Annotated in this window: 23 protein-coding genes; 13 read left to right on the top strand and 10 right to left on the bottom strand. The window is 69.1% G+C overall.

The features are described 5' to 3' along the window. Positions 1–141: 141 nt before the first annotated feature. Complete coding sequence (locus IE226_RS36905; RefSeq protein WP_190085865.1) at positions 142–1,128, top strand: hypothetical protein; 987 nt, start codon at positions 142–144, stop codon at positions 1,126–1,128. A 171-nt stretch (positions 1,129–1,299) separates the two neighbouring features. Here the strand turns inward: IE226_RS36905 and IE226_RS36900 are convergent, their stop codons facing one another. Beyond that, the gene (locus IE226_RS36900) at positions 1,300–2,232 is read right to left on the bottom strand and encodes an alpha/beta fold hydrolase (RefSeq protein WP_190085884.1); all 933 of its coding nucleotides are present in this window, start codon (positions 2,230–2,232) and stop codon (positions 1,300–1,302) included. 673 nt (positions 2,233–2,905) lie between these two features. On the opposite strand from IE226_RS36900, the gene IE226_RS36895 reads away from it, so the two are divergent. Beyond that, positions 2,906–3,496 (top strand): TetR/AcrR family transcriptional regulator, encoded by a 591-nt coding sequence (locus IE226_RS36895; protein ID WP_190085864.1) that lies wholly within the window; start codon positions 2,906–2,908, stop codon positions 3,494–3,496. Between the two features lie 301 nt (positions 3,497–3,797). On the opposite strand, the gene IE226_RS36890 is transcribed toward IE226_RS36895, so the two are convergent. After that, entirely contained in the window at positions 3,798–4,349 is a 552-nt protein-coding gene (locus IE226_RS36890) for an HAD domain-containing protein (RefSeq protein ID WP_190085883.1), read from the bottom strand. Positions 4,350–4,570: 221 nt separating this feature from the next. On the opposite strand from IE226_RS36890, the gene IE226_RS36885 reads away from it, so the two are divergent. The 3 genes from IE226_RS36885 (at position 4,571) to IE226_RS36875 (ending at position 6,583) form a co-directional block, all read left to right on the top strand. Next, positions 4,571–5,104: a DinB family protein gene (locus IE226_RS36885; protein WP_190085863.1), complete on the top strand. Its 534-nt coding sequence runs from the start codon at positions 4,571–4,573 to the stop codon at positions 5,102–5,104. 620 nt (positions 5,105–5,724) lie between these two features. Continuing rightward, entirely contained in the window at positions 5,725–6,303 is a 579-nt protein-coding gene (locus tag IE226_RS36880; RefSeq protein WP_190085862.1) for a DUF5994 family protein, read from the top strand. Between the two features lie 4 nt (positions 6,304–6,307). Further along, positions 6,308–6,583 (top strand): hypothetical protein, encoded by a 276-nt coding sequence (locus tag IE226_RS36875; RefSeq protein WP_190085861.1) that lies wholly within the window; start codon positions 6,308–6,310, stop codon positions 6,581–6,583. A gap of 240 nt (positions 6,584–6,823) precedes the next feature. Here IE226_RS36875 and IE226_RS36870 read toward each other — a convergent pair whose 3' ends face one another. After that, the gene (locus IE226_RS36870) at positions 6,824–8,050 is read right to left on the bottom strand and encodes an MFS transporter (protein WP_229871774.1); all 1,227 of its coding nucleotides are present in this window, start codon (positions 8,048–8,050) and stop codon (positions 6,824–6,826) included. A gap of 5 nt (positions 8,051–8,055) precedes the next feature. Then, positions 8,056–9,417: an NAD(P)-binding domain-containing protein gene (locus IE226_RS36865; protein WP_190085860.1), complete on the bottom strand. Its 1,362-nt coding sequence runs from the start codon at positions 9,415–9,417 to the stop codon at positions 8,056–8,058. A 321-nt stretch (positions 9,418–9,738) separates the two neighbouring features. On the opposite strand from IE226_RS36865, the gene IE226_RS36860 reads away from it, so the two are divergent. Beyond that, on the top strand, positions 9,739–10,104 hold the full coding sequence (locus IE226_RS36860; protein WP_190085859.1) for an ArsR/SmtB family transcription factor: 366 nt from the start codon (positions 9,739–9,741) through the stop codon (positions 10,102–10,104). 216 nt (positions 10,105–10,320) lie between these two features. Here IE226_RS36860 and IE226_RS36855 read toward each other — a convergent pair whose 3' ends face one another. From IE226_RS36855 to IE226_RS36845, 3 genes are read right to left on the bottom strand one after another with little or no spacing between them, the layout of a single operon-like run. Beyond that, positions 10,321–11,376: an ArsO family NAD(P)H-dependent flavin-containing monooxygenase gene (locus IE226_RS36855; RefSeq protein WP_190085858.1), complete on the bottom strand. Its 1,056-nt coding sequence runs from the start codon at positions 11,374–11,376 to the stop codon at positions 10,321–10,323. Next, the gene (gene arsB / locus IE226_RS36850) at positions 11,373–12,485 is read right to left on the bottom strand and encodes an ACR3 family arsenite efflux transporter (RefSeq protein WP_190085857.1); all 1,113 of its coding nucleotides are present in this window, start codon (positions 12,483–12,485) and stop codon (positions 11,373–11,375) included. The genes IE226_RS36855 and arsB overlap by 4 nt, the downstream gene beginning before the upstream one ends. Beyond that, positions 12,485–12,790 (bottom strand): ArsR/SmtB family transcription factor, encoded by a 306-nt coding sequence (locus tag IE226_RS36845; RefSeq protein WP_190085856.1) that lies wholly within the window; start codon positions 12,788–12,790, stop codon positions 12,485–12,487. Before IE226_RS36845 ends, arsB begins: the two co-directional genes overlap by 1 nt. A gap of 138 nt (positions 12,791–12,928) precedes the next feature. Between IE226_RS36845 and IE226_RS36840 the strand changes: the two genes are divergently transcribed. Then, entirely contained in the window at positions 12,929–13,339 is a 411-nt protein-coding gene (locus IE226_RS36840) for an arsenate reductase ArsC (RefSeq protein WP_190085855.1), read from the top strand. A 14-nt stretch (positions 13,340–13,353) separates the two neighbouring features. On the opposite strand, the gene IE226_RS36835 is transcribed toward IE226_RS36840, so the two are convergent. Further along, positions 13,354–13,737: an immunity 53 family protein gene (locus tag IE226_RS36835; RefSeq protein ID WP_190085854.1), complete on the bottom strand. Its 384-nt coding sequence runs from the start codon at positions 13,735–13,737 to the stop codon at positions 13,354–13,356. 616 nt (positions 13,738–14,353) lie between these two features. On the opposite strand from IE226_RS36835, the gene IE226_RS36830 reads away from it, so the two are divergent. Together IE226_RS36830 and IE226_RS45295 are read left to right on the top strand one after the other, a co-directional pair. Further along, positions 14,354–14,779: a hypothetical protein gene (locus IE226_RS36830; RefSeq protein ID WP_190085853.1), complete on the top strand. Its 426-nt coding sequence runs from the start codon at positions 14,354–14,356 to the stop codon at positions 14,777–14,779. Positions 14,780–14,856: 77 nt separating this feature from the next. Continuing rightward, positions 14,857–15,003, top strand: a complete 147-nt coding sequence (locus IE226_RS45295; RefSeq protein ID WP_373307093.1) for an LPXTG cell wall anchor domain-containing protein — start codon at positions 14,857–14,859, stop codon at positions 15,001–15,003. 188 nt (positions 15,004–15,191) lie between these two features. Here IE226_RS45295 and IE226_RS36820 read toward each other — a convergent pair whose 3' ends face one another. Beyond that, positions 15,192–16,367 carry a carboxylate-amine ligase gene (locus IE226_RS36820; protein WP_190085851.1) on the bottom strand — a complete coding sequence of 392 codons (1,176 nt, stop codon included), beginning with the start codon at positions 16,365–16,367 and terminating at the stop codon, positions 15,192–15,194. Positions 16,368–16,413: 46 nt separating this feature from the next. Here IE226_RS36820 and IE226_RS36815 point away from each other — a divergent pair, with 46 nt between their 5' ends. Next, the gene (locus IE226_RS36815) at positions 16,414–17,868 is read left to right on the top strand and encodes an NAD(P)/FAD-dependent oxidoreductase (protein ID WP_229871773.1); all 1,455 of its coding nucleotides are present in this window, start codon (positions 16,414–16,416) and stop codon (positions 17,866–17,868) included. Positions 17,869–17,932: 64 nt separating this feature from the next. Here the strand turns inward: IE226_RS36815 and IE226_RS36810 are convergent, their stop codons facing one another. Beyond that, the gene (locus IE226_RS36810) at positions 17,933–18,781 is read right to left on the bottom strand and encodes a helix-turn-helix transcriptional regulator (RefSeq protein WP_190085849.1); all 849 of its coding nucleotides are present in this window, start codon (positions 18,779–18,781) and stop codon (positions 17,933–17,935) included. A gap of 181 nt (positions 18,782–18,962) precedes the next feature. Here IE226_RS36810 and IE226_RS36805 point away from each other — a divergent pair, with 181 nt between their 5' ends. The 3 genes from IE226_RS36805 to IE226_RS36795 all read left to right on the top strand — a co-directional run bounded on the left by IE226_RS36805 (position 18,963) and on the right by IE226_RS36795 (position 20,950). Beyond that, a complete protein-coding gene (locus IE226_RS36805) occupies positions 18,963–19,190 on the top strand; it encodes an Atu4866 domain-containing protein (RefSeq protein ID WP_190085881.1) in 228 nt (75 codons plus the stop codon). A 138-nt stretch (positions 19,191–19,328) separates the two neighbouring features. Further along, on the top strand, positions 19,329–20,087 hold the full coding sequence (locus tag IE226_RS36800) for an SDR family NAD(P)-dependent oxidoreductase (protein WP_190085848.1): 759 nt from the start codon (positions 19,329–19,331) through the stop codon (positions 20,085–20,087). An 86-nt stretch (positions 20,088–20,173) separates the two neighbouring features. Continuing rightward, complete coding sequence (locus IE226_RS36795) at positions 20,174–20,950, top strand: SDR family NAD(P)-dependent oxidoreductase (protein WP_190085847.1); 777 nt, start codon at positions 20,174–20,176, stop codon at positions 20,948–20,950. Positions 20,951–20,955 lie beyond the last annotated feature (5 nt).

The following is a 20,955-nucleotide window of genomic DNA, read 5'->3' as shown; positions in this document are numbered from 1 at the left end:
GCGGACGGGAGCAGGCGCAGCGCGGTGACAGGGACTTCGCACATACGGGGTGGGCGGGTGCCAACCACGGAGCAACAGTAGACAGGGAGTGGGGCGCCCCGGAGCGGAACCGGTCGTCCCGGCGAGCGCGTCGCACCCATCATGAGCGATCTTCTTGGCGGCACCGTCATCAAGGCGCTGCTGATCACCGGCCGCGAGCGGCGCTCCGTGTCCGGCGCTGCCGCCGCGGCCTGCGCGGCGGCGCTGATCGTCGGCGGCGCCCTCGTGACCGGTGCGTTCGCCGTGTCCTGGGGCCTGTTCCTTGAGGCCAGGAGAGACGCGGAGAGCTCCATCGAAGGTGAGGAGTCCTACGTCGCCTTCGCCGGTCAGATGAACGAACTCCTCAAAGTGGCGTTCGGTGTCTTTCCGTTACTGCTCCTCGTCGCGTTGGCGCTGGTCGCCTGGCTGCTCACCGCCCAGGCCGTAACCGCGGCACACGTGGCGGAGAGCTCGACGGCGGGTCCGGGAGCCGGTACCGGTGCGGCTTGCGCGCTCAACCTCTCCGCCCTGTGGCGCCGCTCGCGTCCGCACCTGGGCGCCGCGTTCCGCGTGCAACTGCTCACCGTGGCCTGCGCTTTGGTGCCGGGACTGGCCGGTCTGCTCGTACTGGCCGCCGTCGACATGGAACTGGTGCCAGGGGTGACGTGGCCCACGTACCACGAACCCGCGACCGTGCAATTCCTCCTGGTGGGCCGGGCGCTGCCCGTCGTGATCTGGGTGCTGGGGCTCGTCCTGATCTCCCGGTTCTCCCTCGCCACCGCCGTGCGGGTGGCGGACGGCTGCCCTGCGGTGACCGCAATGCGGCGCTCCTGGACGCTGACCCGTACGGCACGCGCGCGTACCGCCGGGATCTTCCTGCTGTGCACGGCCGCGGTCGGCGTCGTGTTCCTGATGTTCAAATGGCTCGGCGCCTACGTGGCGCACTGGGCGGGGCTGCTCATGCTGGCCGTCACCGACGACAACGTATGGGTGACCGGCGTCCTCGTCCTCGTCACGCCGGTCGCGGTGGCGCTCGTGCTGCTGCCGTTGGCGCTGGCACCGGCGGGTGTCGTGCTGGCGTGCCTGCGGGAGCGGCTCGCCCACGAGTGAGTGCGCGTTCCAAGGAGACCGGCCCTGCCGACCGAGTGGCGCGTTCGGCGGGTACACCGCGTACCGCCACCGCATACCGCGTTGCCACCGGGCTAGCGTGCAGGGCCGTCAGCGTCAGCCCCGACAAATCTTCGGAAAGGTCAGCACCCCTCCCCTTGCTGCCGCTCCGTCTCAATCGTCTTGGGTGATGAAGGCGGTCAGCGCGGCAGCGACGGCTTCGGGCTGTTCGTCGGGGATGAAGTGTCCTGCCTCCGGCACGACGATCCCGGTGGCGTGGTCGGCCCACGGCCTGATGGACCCTGCCATGTCGGGGATGGAGCCGTGGCTGCTGGAGATCCCGAGAACCGGGACCGTCAGGCGCCGTTGTCCCAGAGCTTCGTGGTTCTTCTGCGCCGACTCGGCGGCGTGCCGGTAGTAGGCCAGGGACGCACGAAGACCGCCGCCGGCTGCCACGGACGCGGCGTAGTGCTCAATTTCGGCATCGTCGAAGGTGTCGGAGGAGAGTGCCTTGGCCTTGAGGAACCAACCCACGTACTCCTGTTCGCGGCCGGCGAGCAGTGTCTCGGGCAGGTCGGGAACGAGGTGGAAGGCAAAGTGCCAGGTCTTCCACGCATGCTCGGGGTCGGTCGGAATGGCTTCAGGCAGGGTGATGCCCGGGATGCCGGCGTCGAGCAGTGCCAGGCCGCGCAACTGGCTCTGGTAGTTCAAGGCGAGGGAAAAGGCGACCCACGCGCCGATGTCGTGGGCGGCAAGCCAGTATGTCGAGACTCCGAGTGCCTTGACCGCGGCGTGGACGTGGGCAGCGACCGTGTGTGTGTCGTAGCTGATGTCCGGGCGTTCGGAGTGGCCCTGACCCGGCAGGTCGATGGCGATGACGTGGAATCGGTCCGTCAGGTTCGGCATCACCTTGCGCCAGGCCCACCAGGTCTGCGGGAATCCGGCGAGCAGCACGATGGCTGGAGCGTCCGGCTGGCCGCCCTCGACCGCGTGCAGCCGGAGGCCGCCTGCGTCGACCCAACGGTGCGTGAATCCGGCCAGGTTGCCCAGCGGCAGGTCGTGGACCGGGTTGCCGGAGACGTGGGCGGTGCTTGTGGGGTCATTCATGGTTTTCCTCCAATGGTGTGAGGTTGCTGGCACGTCGCCGGGTGCCTCCGGCGCACGGTGTGAGTCGGAGCCCTGACGCATCGCGCCAGGGCACCCGTGATGACGACGCCGAGGCTCGGGGCCGCCGACGCCGGCCGCGGCGCTCAGCACGGCTGGTGTCGTGTGCCCGCGCAGGAGTTCCGCGGTCGCCGACGTTGCCGCCGCGCTGATGAGCCCCGCCGCCACGTCGATCAGCACTGGCGAGATCGGCTGGACCGTGCGGCCTGCTGCCTGCGCGCATCCCGCAGTGCCCGGCGCCGTGCGGGAAGCGACAGCGCGATTGCGGGAGTGCGGCCAATGCCGTCGAACGGGGCGCCGGCCACGAGTAGGGCGCCGACAACCCCGACAACGTAGGCGATGAACACGACCACGGTGATGTGCGGTCTGGAGCCGACTGGCGAGGCCACCGGACGTACAGCCGGATCGTCAGTGTTCCGCCCGCCACGACAGTGGTGTCGACGGCCGTGCCGGCGCCGACCGCAGGCACGCGGTACGCGTTCCGCTGTGCTGTGAGGTCTGCGGGACATCCGGCCACGATCATGCCTGCACCCTAACTCATCTTGAACCGCTTAGTTCAAGATGGGATGATGGACTCCGCCAAGGAGACTGAACTGAGCAGAAGGAAGGTGCCGTATTGGCCGGCAAGAAGCAGTTCGACATCGCCACGGCGCTCGACGCCGCAATGATCCAGTTCTGGCGGGCCGGCTACGCGGATACGTCGCTGGACGACCTGTCGAGGGCGACCGGGCTCAACCGCAGTTCCATCTACTCCTCCTTCGGCGACAAGGACGCGCTCTTCATGCGCTGTCTGGAGCGCTACACCACGCGCTACGGAGACAAGTACGACGCCGCGTTGTCCTGTGCCGCCGACCGGCCCCTGGCGGCCGCGCGGGCGTTCTTTGACATCACTCTGGAACGCATCGCGGACCCCGCTGTGCCCGACGGATGCCTGGTAGCCCAAACGGTCATGGCGAGCCCAGTGCTGAGCGCGAGCGTCGCGGCGCGTACACGGGAGGCGATCGGCTTTCAGCACACCCGGCTACGCGCCGCGCTGAAGGCCGCCCGACTGCACGACGAGACGGCCGAGTCCTTCGCGGCCCACCTTGCGGGCGTCAACCAATCCCTCGCCGTCATGAGCAGAGCCGGAGCGAGCACCGAACAGCTGCGCGCCATCGTCGACGTGACCCTTGGCGCACTTGCGCAGACTCTCGGCGCGAGCGACTGAGATCCCTCCGGCCGAGTGGACTCGGCCCTCTGCCCGAGCAGAACTTCGACGTCAGGGCCCCGGCGTCTGACTGGCTCTCCCCGTCTCTCAAGTCGGCCCCGCACTCACCTGATCACGCCGAGGCCCGTGGTCTGCCACACCGCCCCCTGCGCGTCAGGCCATGCTCCGGATATCCGAGCCGTCCGAGGAGCAGACGCCTGAGGAGGGCACGGGGCCGGGACAGGAGTTGCCAGAAGGGCTTGACTGTCCCGCATTGTTCGCGCGGAACGGCGCCGGGGGCGGTTGCCGGCCGGCGGTGACGTCAGTCCAGGCCGGCCGCCCATGCCGTCAGCGCGGCAAAGTCGTCGATGGTAAGGCCGCTTCGGGGATCGATCCGGTGCAGAAGTACGGGACCGTCGTGGTGTTCCTTCACCCAGGCGTGATCGGCTTGTGTGATCTCGTCGTCGATCCAAGCGAACGCCCGGCCTTTCGCCCACGCGACGATCTCAGGCGTCTTCCAGAACACACCACCGCCGGACTGAGCCCGCGGGGAGGTCCAGGGAATGAAGGGCAGCTCCGGCAATCCCAGGACTGGCGCGATGAAAGCGTTGGCTTCTTCCTCCCACGTGGTCGCCCACACCAGGTCGAAGGGAAGGGCATCCAGCGCCGGGCCGTGATCCGGGTTGAGCCACACCCGCAGCGGCTTCACGGGCTTGTTCGGCAATCCCCACTCAGTCATCCGGCGTCGCTCGATGGCCTTCCAGCGAGGCGTCAGTAGGCGGTGCGTCTGATAGCCCTCGGGCCGGCGGTGCGGCTTCGCGGCGTACGGATTCAGCGGTCCGTCCACATCCACCAGCAGCACTGGACGCACCAGCTCGTCCCCCCTTGGCTCTCCGTCACACGGTACCGGCCGATGACAAGACCGCCCAGAGAAATTCCGGGGCGTAGGGATCTCCGTAAGTCCAGGCTCTGCGGTAGTGGGACGATCTTGACGGGACAGCAGTGATCGCGGCGTCGGAGCCCTGGTCACACCAGCCACACAATGATCATGTCAATGCCGTGTGTCAGGCTCGGCTCGGGCGCTACGTTCGCGCGATGCAGCATCCTCCGGAACAAGTTCCCGCCCCGCTCGACGGCCCGGCCGTCGACGTATCCGACGCCCGTGAACTGCTCCTCGGCTACCTGGGGTGGTACCGAGAAGCCCTGATGCGAAAGCTCGCCGGGCTCTCCGACGATCAACTCCGCACGCCCGCCGAGCCACTCGGCTGGTCGCCGCTCGGACTGGTCCAGCACCTCGGCTGGGTTGAACGCCGATGGCTGCGATGGGGATTCGGCGCCGAGGATGTCGTCGCCTACCCGCCCGGCGGAGACACCGAGGAGTGGGCGATTGCCGCCGACACCGCCACTACGCAGGTCATCACCGCCTACCAGGCGGAGGTCACCGCCGCCACCTCCCTTATTGCGCATGCCGCGTTGAGCGACCAGGCACGCCTCGGGGGTCGCTTCAAGACGCCCGACCAAGCGCCCTCGCTCGGGCGGATTCTCTTCCACCTGCTCCAGGAGTACGCCCGACACATCGGTCACCTCGACATCGCGCGCGAGCTCATCGACGGGGAGACAGGCGAATGAGGCGCCGGGCTCCTGATGCACTGCGGGAGAGCCTTTACGCCAGGGAGGTGACACCAAGACGACTGCCCTTAGAATCTCGCCGGACGGCAAATCCTCGATGCGGGTCAACGCCAATCGGGTCTGCGGCAGCTCCGGTCTACGCTCCCCGCATGGGCCGGTGCGTGGACGTGGCCGGATGCCGAGCACGGCCGTCCCTGGTACGCGCGCTACGAGTTCCGCAACACCCTCACCTCCTACAAGCCGCACTTCTGGGCCGGTGAACGCTGGGACAAGATGCGAGCTGTTTATGCCTTCCGCAAGTACGCAGAGGCAGGCGCCCGTCGGCGATCGCCGTGACCACCCGCAGTCGCGAGCGTGGCGATCGGGCGGTTCTCCGCGCCTGGCTCCGCGATGTCCCCGTGCTTCGGGTCGTGTGACGCCAGGGACGAGTCGTGACACGCCCCGCGGGAGCGGAGGCCTGCGAACTCGGCCGCATCGCACGGTCCGTTGCGCCTGGCCGAGGAGTAATCTGGAGATACCGAGAGCATGTCGCACACCGGCCATCGCGCCCTAGTCGTTCTCGGCGAGCAAATACACCAGGCAGTTGCCCTCGGACAGCTGCCTGGAGACGGGTTCGCGCCATGTCCGCGATCATCAGCCTTCTCCCGCCGCCGCCCACGGACCCCGCCGTACCGGCCGCCCGCCTCTCGCTGAAAGCCCCGGATGCCCCCCGTGGCCTGCTGGACGGCGCGTGGTGGCCCCGCTCCCGCGACCTGCTGCGTGAACTGCCCGATCTGACCGACGTGCTGGACCTGCACGAGGGACGCATCACCCGCATCGCCGTCAATCCCACCCACTGGCCCGTGATCCCGCGCAAGGTGCCCGTCCACGGGCACGTGGTGAAGGTCGGGTGGTTCACCACGGAGCTCGACCCGCACAAGGTCTTGCTGCTCTCCTACAGTGTCGGACGCTGGGACCTGCTGGTGATCCCGCCCGAGACCCGCCCTGCGGCCGCCGCCCGGCTGATGGCCGCCGCGAGCGACCCCGCGGGGGCGCCGCTGACCGCGAGCGCGCTGCTGGCCGCGGAGGAAGCCCGCCACGGCGACTCGTCCGCCGGCCGGGTGCAGGACTCCGAAGAGGCGTGGGAGTACGAGGGCGGGGCGTCCTCTACCCACGCGGCTGCCATAACCCTGGTCGGCCGTCCGGGAGCAGGGGCGTGACGCCATGGACACGCTCCTGACGGTCGGCGTCCTGTTGGTCCTGCTCATCGGAGCGGCGTACGTGATTCAGAGGCTCAACGCCCAGCGCGCCGACAGGATCGCACTGCACCACTACAGCCACTCCCAGCCCACCGGCAGAGACGCTCACGGCGCCGCCACCCGACCGCTCCCGGCCCTGCCCCGGCCGCCCTCCGCTCCCGAGCGCCGCGATCACCGGGACGGGGGCCGTGGGCGTCGGCGTCCACGGCGCCGCATCCACCGGGCACACGGACAGCGCTGACCTGGCGTACTTCCCTCCGATGGCGTGCAATTGACCGCACGATTGCATGGCCCCCGCCGGCCAGAGCCGGCTTGGGCGAGACCTCCCTCGTCCGGCAGCGCGTCTACTCCCAGGCCGCGCGCTCTCAAAAGGTGCTTATCCGCGGTGAATTGGTGGAGGGCGGCGCAGCCGGGTTGGCGGCGTTCCGGGGAAGGGGCTCCGCTCCGGGGCGGGGGCCCGGGCGCCTCCGGAGTTGCTCGATCAGCGGCTGCGTGAACCAGCCGCCAGGACGCACGCGGCTAGAGACGCCCCGGTCAGGACGGCGAAGAGTGCCGGGTATCCGCCGAGTTGTGCTGCGAGTGCTGCCCCGGCGAAGGGAGCCAGGGCGCCGGCCACGGTGACCGGTGCTGCCATGAGGCCGGAGAGGCGGCCGTAGTGAGTGGCGCCCCAGCGGTCGGTGACCGCGGTGGCCTGGAGGAGGGTGAGGTTGCCGCGCACCATGCCGGCGAGCACCGCCAGCACCACGAGGAGCGGGATCGGTCCCGGAACGAAGCCGAGGGCTGCCGTCGTGGCGCCGGCCAGTGCGATGAGTGCGACGGTGCGGGTGGTGACTCCCGTGCGGCGGGCGAGGGTTGCGTACAACGTACGGCCGAGGGTCTGGCCCGCTCCGCTCAGGCCGAGCGCCCACGCCGCGGTGGCCGGGCCGGCGCCTCGTTCGGTCAGGAGGGGTACGAGGGCGATGCCGACCGCGTAGATCGCGAAGCCGTTGAGCGTGAGGGCTGCGGTCAGCAGCAGGAAGGGGCGACTGCGGGTGATCGGTCTACTGGTTGCGTTGCTGGTCGCGGCCTTCCGGTCGTGGGTTGGTGCCGGTGGCCAGGGGGCGCGCAGTGCGAGGGCGTGGGCCGGGATGGTGATGGCCGCGAGAATCACTGCGAGGAGGGCGTACGTCGTGCGCCAGTCGAAGTGGGCGGCGAGTGCGGCCGTGAGCGGCGCGAAGACGGTCGAGGCGAGGCCGCCGGCGAGAGTGACCAGGGTGAGGGCGCGGATTCGCTGCTCGCCCCACCAGCGGGTGAGGGCAGCGAATGCCGGCTGGTAGAAGGTGGCGGCCATCGCGACTCCGGCAAGGAGCCAGGCGGCGGTGAATGCGGCGAGGTTGGGAGCGCAGGCGATCGCGAGGATCGCGGCGACGGCAAGAACCGATCCTCCGGTCATCACCGCGCGCGGGCCCCGGCGGTCCAGGACGCGGCCAACGGGTATGCCGACCAGCGCGGAGACCAGCAGGGCCCCGGAGAAAGCGGCGGTCGTGGACGTCGTGGACCAGCCGGTGTCCGCCGTTATACGGGAGTTGAGCACGGGAAAGGCGTAATAAACGACCCCCCAGCCGGTGATCTGGGTGGCGCACAGCGCGGGCAGCACGGCGCGCGGCCGCGGCCGTTCCGGAGTCGTTGGCGTTCCGGTGTCAGCCGCTGCCGCGCTCGCGTCGGGCACGTCGGTCAGCAGCCGCCCGAGGCGGCGGCCGGGGCGCCGACGCCGATCTGCACGGTGGCAGTGGCCGGGGCCGCGCAGCAGCCGCCGCCTTCGGACGGGGTGGCTTCCGGCTCGTCGAAGAGGCCCGCGCCGCCGCAGACGCCGGTCTCCGGCAGGGTCAATTCCACGCGTTCGGCGGCCTCCTGGTCGCCGGCGAGGGCCGCGGCGATGGAGCGGACCTGCTCGTAGCCGGTCATGGCCAGGAAGGTCGGGGCGCGGCCGTAGGACTTCATGCCGACCAGGTAGACGTCCCGCTCGGGGTGTGAGAGTTCGCCCACGCCGTGCGGGTAGACGGTGCCGCAGGAGTGCTGGTTGGGGTCGATCAGCGGGGCCAGCGCGAGGGGAGCCTGGAGGCGCTCGTCGAGGCCGAGGCGAAGTTCGTTCAGGAAGGACAGGTCGGGGCGGAAGCCGGTCAGGACGATGACCTCGTCGACCGGGTCGAGACGGCGGCCGTCCTCGGCGATGAGGACCAGCTGCTCGCCGCTCTGCTCGACGGCGTCGGTGCGGAATCCGGTGACGGCATCGGCGTGGCCGTTGTCCACGGCGGCCTTGGCCGCCAGGCCGAGCGCTCCGCGTGCGGGCAGCTGGTCGGCCTCCCCGCCGCCGAACGTCGAGCCGCTGATGCCGCGCCGCAGGACCCAGACCGCGTGGGTGTCCGGGGCGTCCACGGCGAGGTCGGCCAGGTAGGCGAGCGCGGTGAACGCGGAGGCGCCGGAGCCGATGACCGCGGTGCGCTTGCCCGCGTAGCGGGCTCGTACGGCCGGGTTCTTGAGGTCGGGCACGCGGTAAGAGATGCGCGCACCGGCGGTGTGCTCGCCGAGGGCGGGCAGGCCGTCGCCGCCGATCGGGCCGGGTGTGGACCAGGTGCCGGAGGCGTCGATGACCGCGCGGGCGATGAGCCGCTGCTCGCTGCCGTCAGCGCTCTGGACGTGCACGGTGAAGGGCTGCTGCTCGCGGTCGGCGTCCACGACCCGGTCACGGCCCTGGCGAGAGACGCCGGTGACCGTCGCGCCGAAACGGACCCTGTCGCCCAGGACGTCGGCCAGCGGCTGCAGGTACTTCGTCGCCCAGTCGCCGCCGCTCGGATAGGTGTCGCCGTCCGGCTTGACCCAGCCGGTGGGGGCAAGCAGCTTCTCGGCGGCGGGGTCGACGACTTCGCCCCAGGTGGAGAACAGGCGCACGTGGCTCCACTCGCGCACGGCCGCACCGGCGCTGTCGCCCGCTTCCAGAACAAGAGGCTCGATGCCGCGCTCGACGAGGTGGGCGGCCGCGGCCAGTCCGGTGGGACCGGCGCCGATGACGATGACGGGTAGCTGCTGGGTGCTCATGATGCTCGGTCTCCTCGAAGCGGGGTGAACGGGGTCAGCGTGCGTGAGTAGGAGCGGCCGGCTGGGTGTGCCGGCGGATCCGGGCCGCTCGGGCGGCACGGTCACCGGCAGGGGCGCAGCCGTCGCAGAAGCCGGCTCGGGCCAGGTGCCGGGTGGTGCGGCGGGCCGGATGGCGGTGAACGCGAACGGTGGGGCGGGCTCGTATGGCGGTGGACGCGGTACGGAGGGCGGGAGACACGAGGACTCCCTGTTTCGATATCTGTCGATGCCTGTCGTTGTCTGGAGCTTGCCACTCGTATCGATGGGTGTCAACATAGACGTATGTCGAAATCGAAGGTTGTCGAACTGCCGGTACTGGACGCCGACGCCGTGGTGCCGTGCTGCCCGCCGATCACCGCCGGGGAGCTGTCGCCCGCGGATGCCGAGCGGATGGCCGCCATGTTCAAGGCCCTGTCCGACCCGGTGCGGCTGCGGCTGTTCTCCAAGGTCGCCTCGCACGCGGGCGGCGAGGCGTGCGTGTGCGACATCTCCGACGTCGGCGTCTCCCAGCCGACCGTCTCCCACCACCTGAAGAAGCTCAAGGACGCGGGCCTGCTGACCTCGGAGCGGCGCGGGACCTGGGTCTACTACCAGGTCGCACCCTCTGTCGTGGCCGCGATGTCGGCCATGCTCGACCTGCGCAGCTGACCCTGGAGGCGGGTCAGCCGCAGTCCGGCGGGCAGCAGCGCGCCGGGGAGGGATGTTCATTCGCCGCACGGCCGAAGGGGTCGTCTGGGCCGACAGGACCGAGGAAGCAGTGACCGCCGTCATCCTGGCAGCGGCGCCCTGGACGACGGCGGACGGCCACCGCACCGCGGCGGCATCGCCGCCGCCGTGCCCGGACTCGGCATCGTCGGGATGGAGTTACAGGAGCCCTGCGATCTCGGCAGCGGCCTCTCGGGCCGGGCGTCCGACGCCGATCAGAGTGGCTGATGCCGGGCCGGTCCAGTCGCCGTAGCCGAGCAGGTGCACGCGGGGATTTCCCACGGCGCGGGTGCCCTCGGTGGCGATGCGCCCGCGCGTGCCGCGCAGGCCGAGCGGGGCCAGGTGGGACAGGGCGGGGCGAAAGCCGGTGCACCAGATCACCGCGTCGGCGAGAGCCCTCGTGCCGTCGGCCCATTCCACTCCGTCCGTGGTGAGGCGCCGGAACATCGACTGCGCTTTGAGGAGTCCGGCCTCGCGGGCGGCGCGGACCGGGGGGACGGCGACGATGTCACCGAGCGAGGCCACCCCGCCGGTACCGGTCTTGCCTTGATCGAGGGCTCGACGGCGGGCGGTCGCGGCGTCGAACAAGGCGCGGCCGTCGATGTCGTCGGCCAGGAAACGGGCCGGGCGCTGGGTGACCCAGGTCAACTCGACACCGGCCAAGGCGAGATCGGCGGCGATCTGCGCCCCCGAGTTCCCCCCGCCGACCACGATGACCCGCTGCCCGGCAAATTCGGCCGGACTGCGGTAGCCGACGGTGTGCAGCTGACGGCCGGTGAACACCTCACGGCCCGGGATCGCGGGCAGGAACGGGCGCCACCAGGTGCCGGTCGCCGAGATGACCGCCCGCGCAGACCAGGCGCCTGCGTCCGACTCCACGCGCAGCCGTTCGCCCTCGGTTTTTACGGCGTCGACCCGGACGGGGCGCCGCAGGGGCAGGTCGTAGCGCTGTTCGTAGTCGGCAAGGTAGTCCACGACGTGCCCGGCGTCCGGGTACTCATGACCGCTCTGGGCGGGCATGAGCCGGCCCGGCAGAGAGGAGAACGCGGCCGGGGAGAAGAGGCGCAGCGAATCCCAGGTGTGTTGCCAGGCGCCGCCCGGATCGTCCAGGGCGTCGAGGATGACGAAGTCGAGCTTGCGTCGGCGCAGGTGGTAACCGGCGGCGAGCCCTGCCTGCCCGCCGCCGATCACCACCACATCCGCCGTGTGGGTCACGGGGCCGTCGTCAGGGCTCGCGCGCTGAACTTCTTGCGCCAGGCCAGGGATACGTAGACCAGGCCGATCAGTACCGGGACTTCGATGAGCGGGCCGACGACGCCGGACAGGGCCTGGCCGGACGTGACGCCGAAGGTGGCGATGGCGACGGCGATGGCCAGTTCGAAGTTGTTGCCCGCGGCCGTGAATGCGAGGGTCGCGGTGCGGTCGTAGGCGAGACCGAGTGCCTTGCCCAGCAGGAACGTGCCGAAGAACATGACCGCGAAGTACACGAGCAGCGGAAGGGCGATACGGACGACGTCCAGCGGCTGCGAAGTGATGGTCTTGCCCTGCAGGGCGAAGAGGATGACGATCGTGAACAGCAGTCCGTACAGCGCCCACGGGCCGATCTTCGGAAGGAAGCCGGACTCGTATCCGGTGCGTCCCATCTTCTTCTCCCCGATGCGGCGGGTGAGGAATCCGGCAAGGAGTGGGATGCCCAGGAAGATGACGACGTTCAACGCGATCTTCCACATGGAGATGTCCAGGTGCTCGCCGTCGCCCAGGCCCAGCCAGCCTGGCAGCAGGTCGAGGTAGAGCCAGCCCAGCAGGCCGAAAGCGATGACCTGGAAGACGGAGTTCAATGCGACCAGGACCGCGGCGGCTTCGCGGTCGCCGCAGGCCAGGTCGTTCCAGATGATGACCATCGCGATGCAGCGGGCAAGTCCGACGATGATCAGGCCGGTGCGGTACTCCGGCAGGTCCGGCAGGAAGATCCAGGCCAGCGAGAACATGACGGCCGGGCCGACGATCCAGTTGATGACCAGCGACGAGACCATCAGCTTCCGGTCGCCGGTGACGGTGTCGAGCTTGTCGTAGCGAACCTTGGCAAGGACCGGATACATCATCACGAGCAGGCCGAGCGCGATCGGCAGCGAGATGCCGCCGACCTCGATCTTCGCCAGGGCGTCGTTCATGCCGGGGATGAGGCGGCCCAGGCCCAGGCCGACGGCCATGGCCAGCAGGATCCAGACGGCCAGGTAGCGGTCCAGGGTGGAGAGCTTCGCGACGATGCCCTCGCCTGACGCCGTGCCCTGATCCGTCTGCGGTGGGGTGTCGGTGCGGCTCATCAGCAGGCCCTCTTGTTGTCGGCCGCAGTGCGGGCGGAGGCCGCCAGCTCGGCGAACTGTTCGGAAATCGAGGCCAGGACCTCGGGGCGCAGCTTGTAGTAGGTGAAGCGGCCGCACGGCTCCGTTTCCACCAGACCGGCCTCGCGCAGCACCTTCATGTGATTGGAGAGATTGGTCTGCTTGGCGCCGGTCTCCTGGACCAGGTGCGTCGTGCAGAGCGTCTCCCGGGCAAGCAGGGTCACAATTTGCAGGCGGAGCGGGTCACCGAGCACCCGAATCACATCAGCGTCGACTGAAGTCAGCATGCACTGATACTGTCACATCATTCGGAGCTGATACCAGTTCGGGCTGACTCACAGGGCCCGCCGGAATTTTCCCCTCATGACCGCCCCCCCTCCCCCGCCTTGCCCGTCTCCCGCTCATTACTTGCGAAGGAAGACCTCATGACCACCCCTCCCCTCGCCTCCGTGCTCTTCGTCTGCGTCCACAACGCCGGGCGTTCGCAGATGGCCGCCGGGTTCCTGACCCACCTCGCGGGCGACCGCATCGAGGTCCGCTCCGCAGGCTCGATCCCCGGCGGCCAGGTCAACCCGGCCGCGGTGGAGGCCATGAAGGAGGTCGGCGTCGACATCTCCGCCCAGAAGCCGAAGGTTCTGACCACCGAGGCCGTCCAGGCGTCCGACTACGTCATCACCATGGGATGCGGCGACGCATGCCCGATCTTCCCCGGCAAGAAGTACTTCGACTGGGCCCTCGATGGCCCGGCCGGCCAGGGACTCGACGCCGTCCGCCCCATCCGCGACGAGATCAAGACCCGCATCGAGGCTCTCATCGCCGAAATCGACGCCCGGTAGGGGTGTGTCCGTGGCTAGCGCTTTGACCGCTCAGGTTCACCGGGTGGAGCGGCGTCTGCGGCTGGAGGCATCAAGCCGGGGCTGTCCTGCCGGGGGGTCTTCTCCACCGCCCACTCACGGAAGAGGGTGAGTGTCTCAGCGAGGTTGCCCGGCCCGCATGCAGCGCGGAAGGCCATATCGGAGACCCGGGCCGAGACCCAGTTGTCCTTGCTGCGCCTGAGGTCCCGGCGGGGGAAATCGCGCCCCTCGAGATCGGTGTCCTCCAGGTCGACGCGGACTGTCCAACCAGGGTTGTCGAGCGTGTCGATCTTGACGCCCCACTCGTGCTCCCAGTCCCCGTTGCACTGCGCGGAGTACCAACCCTGCAGCCAGTCCAAGACGTTCTCGGCTTCGTTCATGACACGGGATGCTAGGTCAGCCGCAGGACCAAGACAGCGGGCGGCTGGTTCAACCGGCCCCGGGAGACGCGATGGCCGAGCCGGTAGGCGTGCGAAGACCGACCACCACGAAGGGCAGCGCCTTCAGCAGATCGTACGGCGGGGCAACACCAACTCGGTCGCTACCCACGCGCGATGATGCTGCCGGCCTCCCCATCAACCGCTGCGCGAAGGGCGCTCCAGAGGCGTTGCCCCAGACAGAGGAGTCGACCCCAACCTAAGTCGAAGTCCTAGGTTCCCCAGGGTATGCAGCCGCCACCCCCGGGCTCCCGACCCCGGGGCCATGGTGAGCGCCCACCCGGCCCGGCCTGCCCGGGATACGACCTGGACGGAATTTCGAGCCCATCGGTTGTGTCGCGCCGGAAACTTTTTGGGTCAGGCATGGAATTCAATTGACCCCGCGACGGCAATGCTCAAGTTTCCCTCAACTGAGTTGATCCCACGTTCCGGAAGTGCGTAGCGTGCGTGCAAGCGGAATTGACCGTCCGCTTTGCGAGTCAAAACAGGGGAATAAATGCATATACGTAAGACTGCGGCCATCGGAGTAACCACTCTGGCAGCTCTGTCGGGAATCGCAATGGCGCCCGCAGCGCACGCGCAGGGAGGGGAAACCACGAGCACCAAGGTCTGGAATTTCTATCCGGGCGGCGGCGCCGGCAGCACGCGAACCGGGGAGATCGACTTCACGGTCACCACCGTAAAGGACAGCAAGGGCCGAATCGCTCGCGTCACGGGCTCCCTCTCGGGCCACAACAACGTCCAAGGCCAGGCGCTCGGCATCAAGATGGACTTCACTCAGCCGTACGTCGTTTCCGGGAACAGCACCCGTCAGCACCTGCGCGGGAAGGTAGTGCTCCAGTCGTGCCTCGCAAAGCACCTTCCCGTCTGCGGCCCGTCATCGACGGTAACCTTCGATGCTATCGTGAATATGTACGGTCCGCAGACTCCGGCGACAGTCAAGTCGTCCAATAGCAAGCTGTGGCCGATTTACAAGACTAAGTGAGGATCTCCGAGGTGAACGCAACGCAGCCGAGGAACATTTGGCCGAGCCTCTCGGGGGTAATTCTAGGTCTGCTTCTCATGGCGGTCGGGGTGGGATATATCGCCTCGGAACCTCAAAAGTCGCCTTGGATTACCGCCGTCGGTGCTGCATTGCTCGTGGCGGGTGGATTCATCTTCCGGAGGTTCCTCAAGAAGATGCGCGACTACCGCAACGTGCCTCGGTGATTCCGATTCCGTGATCTGGCAGCGCTGACGGAAGAGACACCGATCCGCGCGTCACCGGACCGCAGGGCCCCTGGGAGGCATCCCGGGGGCCCTTGTCGGTAAGTGCAGGCCGCGCCGGCACCCGCGTCGGCACCCGCGCGATGCAGAGGAGCCGCTCCCCCGGCCGTGGCCCCGGTTCCACCAGGCACTCACGCGGGACAGGTTGCCGCGATGATGTAGTCAATGAGGTCGTTCGTGCTGGAGCGTCGGTGATAGGCGGCACGTTGGCGGTCCGCTCCGGTTCCTGCCATGCGTAGATGTCTCCAGTGGCCGCGCACAAAGCCGAGGTCGCCGTGCCGGTCCAGCGCCGGCGCCACGTGGTGCAACAGTCGTTCGGCCAGCGTCTTCTGGGCCACCAGGCGTCCGGTGGACAGGTCGATTCCCTTGCCGGACAAGCCGTCGCGTGCCGCGCGCCAGCAGGCGGCACGCAGCAGTTCCGGTTCCAGACGTGGAGGCGGCTCGCCTGCCGTGATGGCGGTGAGAGCGGTCGCGGTGAGAGCTCGGACGACGGCGGCGAGCAGGGTGCTGTCGTCGGGGGTCAGGGCTGCGTCTGCGACGCGTACTTCCAAGGTCGGGAGGTGATGGGAGGGCCGGATGTCCCAGTAGAGTCCGGCACGGTCGATGAGTGCTTCAGCGCGGATGAGGGCCTCGACGAGCTCGTCGAGGTGGGCGGGTGATTCGAGGTAGGGCGGCGGGCCGGCCACCGGCCAGCGCCCCCAGCTGGTCGTACGCCAGCTGGCGTATCCGGTGTCCTGGCCTCCCCAGAAGGGGGAGTTGGCCGTCATCGCGGTCAGTACCGGCAGCCAGGGCCGCAGATGATTGCTGACCCGGAAGGCATCACGCACGTCGGGCAAGCCTACGTGAATGTGGCAGGCGCATACGATCTGTTCGTCGTCCAGAGCCCGGTAATGGGCGACGCTTTGTGCGTAGCGGGGACCCGGCGTGAACAAGACCGGGCCCGTCGGGGTCTGCACCGGGGTTCCGGTCGAGGCAATGCGCAGGCCCAGACGGTTGGCGCTGTCCGCGAGAGTTCTTCGCGCGGTGCGGATCTGTTCGCCGGCCTCTCGCAAACAGACGTGGGGGCCGGTGCGCAGTTCGACTTGGTAGCGGGTCAGCTCGGTGCCGGTCCGGTCGCCGAGTTCACCGACTGCTTCTCGCACCAATTCCGGGCCCAAGGGGCTCAGTTCCCGCGTGACCGGATCGATCAGAAGGAGTTCCTCTTCGATTCCGACGGTGAGCGGGCCTGCCGCATTCCGCGAATGGCGAGTGGATTGTGGCGCATGGGCGTCTGTTGCCGACCGCCCGCCGTGAGGTTGACTGCTCATAGTGATGGAACTGTCTCAGACGGTGCCGGATCGGTCTGTAGGAACCGTGCGCAAGACCGTTGAACTGGCGGAGGAGCACATCTTGCATGAGCGGACCGAGGTCTTGGTGGTCGGCGGCGGGCCGGCCGGTGCTACTGCCGCGGCCCTGCTGGCCCGACGGGGACACGAAGTGATCGTCCTGGAGCGAGAGCGATTCCCGCGCTATCACATCGGCGAATCACTGCTGCCTTCGCTGCTGCCCGTCCTGGATGTCCTGGGCGCGCGTGAGGTGATCGAAAGGCAGGGCTTCGTCCGCAAGTCGGGGGCCTTTTACGGCTGGGGCGGACAGGAATGGTCACTGGGCTTCGACGAGCCCGGCAGACCCGCCGCCTACAGCTTCCAGGTGATCCGCTCCGAGTTCGACCAGTTGCTCCTGGACCACGCACGGCGCCAGGGAGCCGACGTGCGCGAAGAGGCACGCACCGGCCGTGTCACCTTCGCTGACGCATCGAAAGGAAGCGGCACGAGCCGCGCCGTGGAAGCCTCCTGGACTCAGAACGGCACCACCCACACCATCGGGTTCGATCACATGGTCGACGCCTCCGGTCGCGCGGGGCTCCTGGCTGCACGGCAGTTGCGGACCCGGCGCGTCCACGACGTCTTCCGCAACGTTGCCCTGTGGGGATATTGGCGCGGCGCGGCGCCTCTCGCCGACGCCCCCAGCGGCGCGATCGGGGTGTTCTCCCTGCCCGACCACGGCTGGCTCTGGGCCATCCCCCTGCATGACGGCACTCTCAGCGTCGGCCTGGTCACCGACAAACGCTCCTTCGCCCGGTCCAGGCAGGCACACCAGGGCTCACTCCAGGCCGTCTACGACGAGGCCATCGGCCGGTGCCCGCTCCTGTCCGGCCTGCTCGCCCAAGCCGGACAGACCAGCAAGCTCAGGACCGAGAGCGACTATTCCTACGTCAGCGAGGTGTTCTGCGGTCCGGGATGGTTCGCCGCAGGGGACGCCGCGTGCTTCTTGGACCCGCTGCTGTCCACCGGAGTGCACCTGGCCATGTACAGCGGACTGCTCGCCGCCGCCTCGATCAGCAGCGTGCTCGAAGGCGAAGTCACCGAGCAGGCGGCCCGCGCCTTCTATCAGACGGCCTACCGACACGCCTACGAGCGCCTCCTCGTCCTGGTCAGTGCCTTCTACCGCATTCACGAGGGGCGGGACGCCTACTTCCGCACAGCCCAGCAGCTGAGCAGGCACGATCAAGCGCAACTGCGCTTGCACGAGTCCTTCCTCAACATCATCACCGGGGTCGAAGATCTCCACGACAGTCAGACCGACGCCGTGGATGTCTTCCTGCGCGAGGTACGCTGCCCCGTCGACGGGCGCCCGCCGCGCGGACTCGCAGGCCACGGAACCAGTGACCTGCTGCCCCTGCCCGTCACCCCCGACCGGGCAGCAGCGGGTCTCTACCTCGGCCTGACGCCGCACCCCCGGCTCCTCCGCTCACCCGGCACCGCCTGACAGCCACGCGGAGGCGAAACCGACCGGCCACCATGGCCGGACGATCCCCTGTTCCGTCGGCTGATCAGCGGTGGGATTGAGGGGCGGGCCGGCGATGGGTGGCGTGGATGGAACCGAGCAGATTGAGGGACTGGGCACTGGGGCTGCCTGGTTCGGCGTGGTAGATGACCAGCTGCTGGCCGGGGGCGTCGCGTACGTCGAAGGCCTGGTAGGTGAGGGCAAGGGGGCCGACGTCGGGGTGGAGGAGGTGCTTGGCGTCCCGGGTCTTGCCGCGCACGGTGTGGGCGTTCCAGAGACGGTTGAAGTCCGCGTTGTCCTCGGTGAGGGTGCGGACGAGTTCACGCAGCCGCGGGTTGTCCGGGTCGAATCCGGTTGCCTCGCGCAGGTTGGCGACGGTGGCCTGTGCTGCCCGGTCCCAGTCCATGTAGAAGCTGCGGCCCGCAGGGTCGAGGAAGGTCATACGGGCCAAGTTGTCCGCCGGATCGAACGGGGCGTAGAGGGCATCGGCCATGGCGTTGGCGGCGAGGAGGTCCAGGGTCCGGTTCATGACGAACGCGGGGGTGTTCGGGTAGCCGTCCATCAGCTGTCGCAGCGCTGGGCTCACCTGCTCGGTGGCCCCGGCGGAGGGCCGGTCGTCCGGCGCGGACCCGGCCAGCCGGTACAAGTGCGCGCGGGCCTCCGTGTCGAGGTGCAGTGCGCGGCTGAGTGCGTCGATCACCTGGGGTGAGGGGTTGCGCTCGCGGCCTTGTTCCAGGCGGGTGTAGTAGTCGGCGTTGACTCCGGCCAGGACGGCGACCTCCTCGCGGCGCAGTCCGGCGACTCTGCGGGGCCCGTAACTCGCCATGCCGACGGCCTCCGGCCGCAGGTCGGCGCGGCGTGCGCGCAGGAAGTCTCCCAGGTGGTTGTCGTCCATCCGTCCAGGCTAGGCGAGAGCTCGATGCGCTGCCCGGGTGTGCCATACCCGGGCAGCACGCGTCCTGGTCGATGGCCGGTGACCTGCCCAGACTCGGTGGAGCGGAAGGGACCGCATCGTACGAGGAGAGGAGTCCGCCACGGCCGGAACCGTCGAGGGCGACCAGGTCGACGTGGTCGGGATGTGGATGACCGCGGACGGTCACATCCGCCAGGAGCTGCTGCCGAACGGCCGGTACGACGAAGCCCGCGGCGAGCGGGCCGGCGCGTACACCGGCCGGTACACGGTGGCCGGTAGCCACCTGGACTACGTCGACGACACCGGCTTCACCGCCACCGGCGACATCCGGGACGGAGTGCTCTATCACGAGCACCTCGTCCTCTACCGGGAGCAGCGGCAGCAGTCGTAGAGAAGGCCGGGCCCCCGGGCCCGCAACCGCCCTGGTATCGGAGGCGCATCCACCGCCGGCGGACCAGGAAGCCCCGACACGACGGTCAGACAGCCAGAGTCAGCCAGTCAACACCAACGAGAATCAAGGACCACACCCATGACAGGACAACGACTTGACGGCAAGGTCGCGCTGATCACAGGCGCGACCGGCGGCCTCGGCACGGCGACCGCCGAACTCTTCGCCGACGAAGGCGCCCGGCTGGTGATCACCGATGTCGCCGAAGGCCCCCTGCGGGATCTCGCCCACCGGCTCGAGGCACGCGGTGCGGAAGTCGTCGCCGCCCGCCTCGATGTCTCCTCCGCGCGGGAGTGGGACGAAGTGATCACCCTCGTACGCGACCGGTTCGCAACGCTGGACGTGCTCGTGAACCTCGCCGGCATCGTGGACTGGCCAGGTATCGAGGACACGCGGGAAGAGGCGTGGGACCGCGTCATCGACGTGAACCAGAAAGGCACATGGCTCGGCATGAGGGCGGCGATGCCGCTCCTGCGTGCGAGCGGCAACGCGTCGGTGATCAATACGTCGTCCGTACTCGGCCTGGTGGGAAGCGGTGCGGCTGCGGCCTACCAGGCGTCAAAGGGGGCCGTGCGCCTGTTGAGCAAGACCGCCGCGGTCGAGTACGCCCGCCAGGGAGTACGGATCAACTCGGTGCATCCAGGGGTGATAGCCACCCCGATGATCCAGGACCTCCTGGACGACCAGGGCGACCAGCAGCCGGACATCCAACGCACCCCCATGCGCCGAGCCGGCCGCGCCGACGAGGTCGCCCCCGCGATCCTCTTCCTGGCCTGCGACGACTCCTCCTTCGTCACCGGCGCGGAGCTGGTGGTCGACGGCGGGCTCACCGCGCACTGAACGACCCAGCCGTACGGACGTCCACGTGGGCCGGGTGTCCTGCACCGGCGCCTGCACTCACACGCACCTTCTCCAGGGACCGCACCATGACACCTGCAACCGCATCCGCCGCCACCCCTGAAACCGCCGAGTTCGCCGGGAAGGTCGCCCTCGTCACCGGAGCCGCGCGAGGAGTGGGCCGGGAGACCGTGGCGCTCCTCCACGCCCGCGGCGCCCGGGTCGTCGCCCTCGACCTCCGCCCCGATGTCGCGAACCTGGCGGAGGAGTTCCCCGGCGTCGTCACGACGCACGGCGACATCACCCGGGAGGAGACCGCCCACCGCGCGGTGGGCGAGGCCCTGGACGCCTTCGGCGGCCTTGACATCCTCGTGAACAATGCCGGGCGCACCCAGAACAAGCCCGTCACCGAAACCACGGCCGAGGACTGGGACTCCATCATGGCGGTCAACGCCCGCGGCTCTTTCTTCTGCGCCCGCGAGGCATTCCGGGCCATGCAGAGCCGCGGCGGCGGCGCCATCGTGAGCACCGGCTCGTACGCCTCCACCGTCGCCCTGCCCGAAGGCGTCGCCTACAGTGCGTCGAAGGGCGCTCTGGCCCAACTGACCAAGGTGCTCGCCGTCGAGGGCGGCCCGCTGGGCATCCGCGCCAACCTCGTTGCCGCGGGCGTCATCGAGACGGACTTCCTCGACACCATCCGCCCCGACAGCCGCGCGTACCTGGCGTCCTTCGCCGCCGCGCAGCCACTGGGACGTGTGGCACAGCCCGAGGAGATCGCCGAGGTCTTGTGCTTCCTCGTCTCGCCCCGCTCCAGTTTCGTCACGGGAGCCGTGATCGCCGCTGACGGCGGTTTCACCGCGATCTGACGATG

Source organism: Streptomyces longisporoflavus (genome assembly GCF_014649775.1).
Lineage (GTDB): Bacteria > Actinomycetota > Actinomycetes > Streptomycetales > Streptomycetaceae > Streptomyces > Streptomyces longisporoflavus.
Note: the sequence above shows the minus strand (reverse complement) of the source record. Positions and strands in the feature narration are given on the sequence as shown.

Coding starts and splice junctions, on each gene's coding strand:
- IE226_RS36905 (WP_190085865.1), top strand. CDS start 142: ATGAGCGATCTTCTTGGCGGCACCGTCATCAAGGCGCTGCTGATCACC.
- IE226_RS36900 (WP_190085884.1), bottom strand. CDS start 2,232: ATGAATGACCCCACAAGCACCGCCCACGTCTCCGGCAACCCGGTCCAC.
- IE226_RS36885 (WP_190085863.1), top strand. CDS start 4,571: ATGCAGCATCCTCCGGAACAAGTTCCCGCCCCGCTCGACGGCCCGGCC.
- IE226_RS36880 (WP_190085862.1), top strand. CDS start 5,725: ATGTCCGCGATCATCAGCCTTCTCCCGCCGCCGCCCACGGACCCCGCC.
- IE226_RS36875 (WP_190085861.1), top strand. CDS start 6,308: ATGGACACGCTCCTGACGGTCGGCGTCCTGTTGGTCCTGCTCATCGGA.
- IE226_RS36865 (WP_190085860.1), bottom strand. CDS start 9,417: ATGAGCACCCAGCAGCTACCCGTCATCGTCATCGGCGCCGGTCCCACC.
- IE226_RS36860 (WP_190085859.1), top strand. CDS start 9,739: ATGTCGAAATCGAAGGTTGTCGAACTGCCGGTACTGGACGCCGACGCC.
- arsB (WP_190085857.1), bottom strand. CDS start 12,485: ATGAGCCGCACCGACACCCCACCGCAGACGGATCAGGGCACGGCGTCA.
- IE226_RS36845 (WP_190085856.1), bottom strand. CDS start 12,790: ATGCTGACTTCAGTCGACGCTGATGTGATTCGGGTGCTCGGTGACCCG.
- IE226_RS36840 (WP_190085855.1), top strand. CDS start 12,929: ATGACCACCCCTCCCCTCGCCTCCGTGCTCTTCGTCTGCGTCCACAAC.
- IE226_RS36835 (WP_190085854.1), bottom strand. CDS start 13,737: ATGAACGAAGCCGAGAACGTCTTGGACTGGCTGCAGGGTTGGTACTCC.
- IE226_RS36830 (WP_190085853.1), top strand. CDS start 14,354: ATGGCGCCCGCAGCGCACGCGCAGGGAGGGGAAACCACGAGCACCAAG.
- IE226_RS45295 (WP_373307093.1), top strand. CDS start 14,857: ATGGCGGTCGGGGTGGGATATATCGCCTCGGAACCTCAAAAGTCGCCT.
- IE226_RS36820 (WP_190085851.1), bottom strand. CDS start 16,367: ATGAGCAGTCAACCTCACGGCGGGCGGTCGGCAACAGACGCCCATGCG.
- IE226_RS36810 (WP_190085849.1), bottom strand. CDS start 18,781: ATGGACGACAACCACCTGGGAGACTTCCTGCGCGCACGCCGCGCCGAC.
- IE226_RS36805 (WP_190085881.1), top strand. CDS start 18,963: ATGTGGATGACCGCGGACGGTCACATCCGCCAGGAGCTGCTGCCGAAC.
- IE226_RS36800 (WP_190085848.1), top strand. CDS start 19,329: ATGACAGGACAACGACTTGACGGCAAGGTCGCGCTGATCACAGGCGCG.
- IE226_RS36795 (WP_190085847.1), top strand. CDS start 20,174: ATGACACCTGCAACCGCATCCGCCGCCACCCCTGAAACCGCCGAGTTC.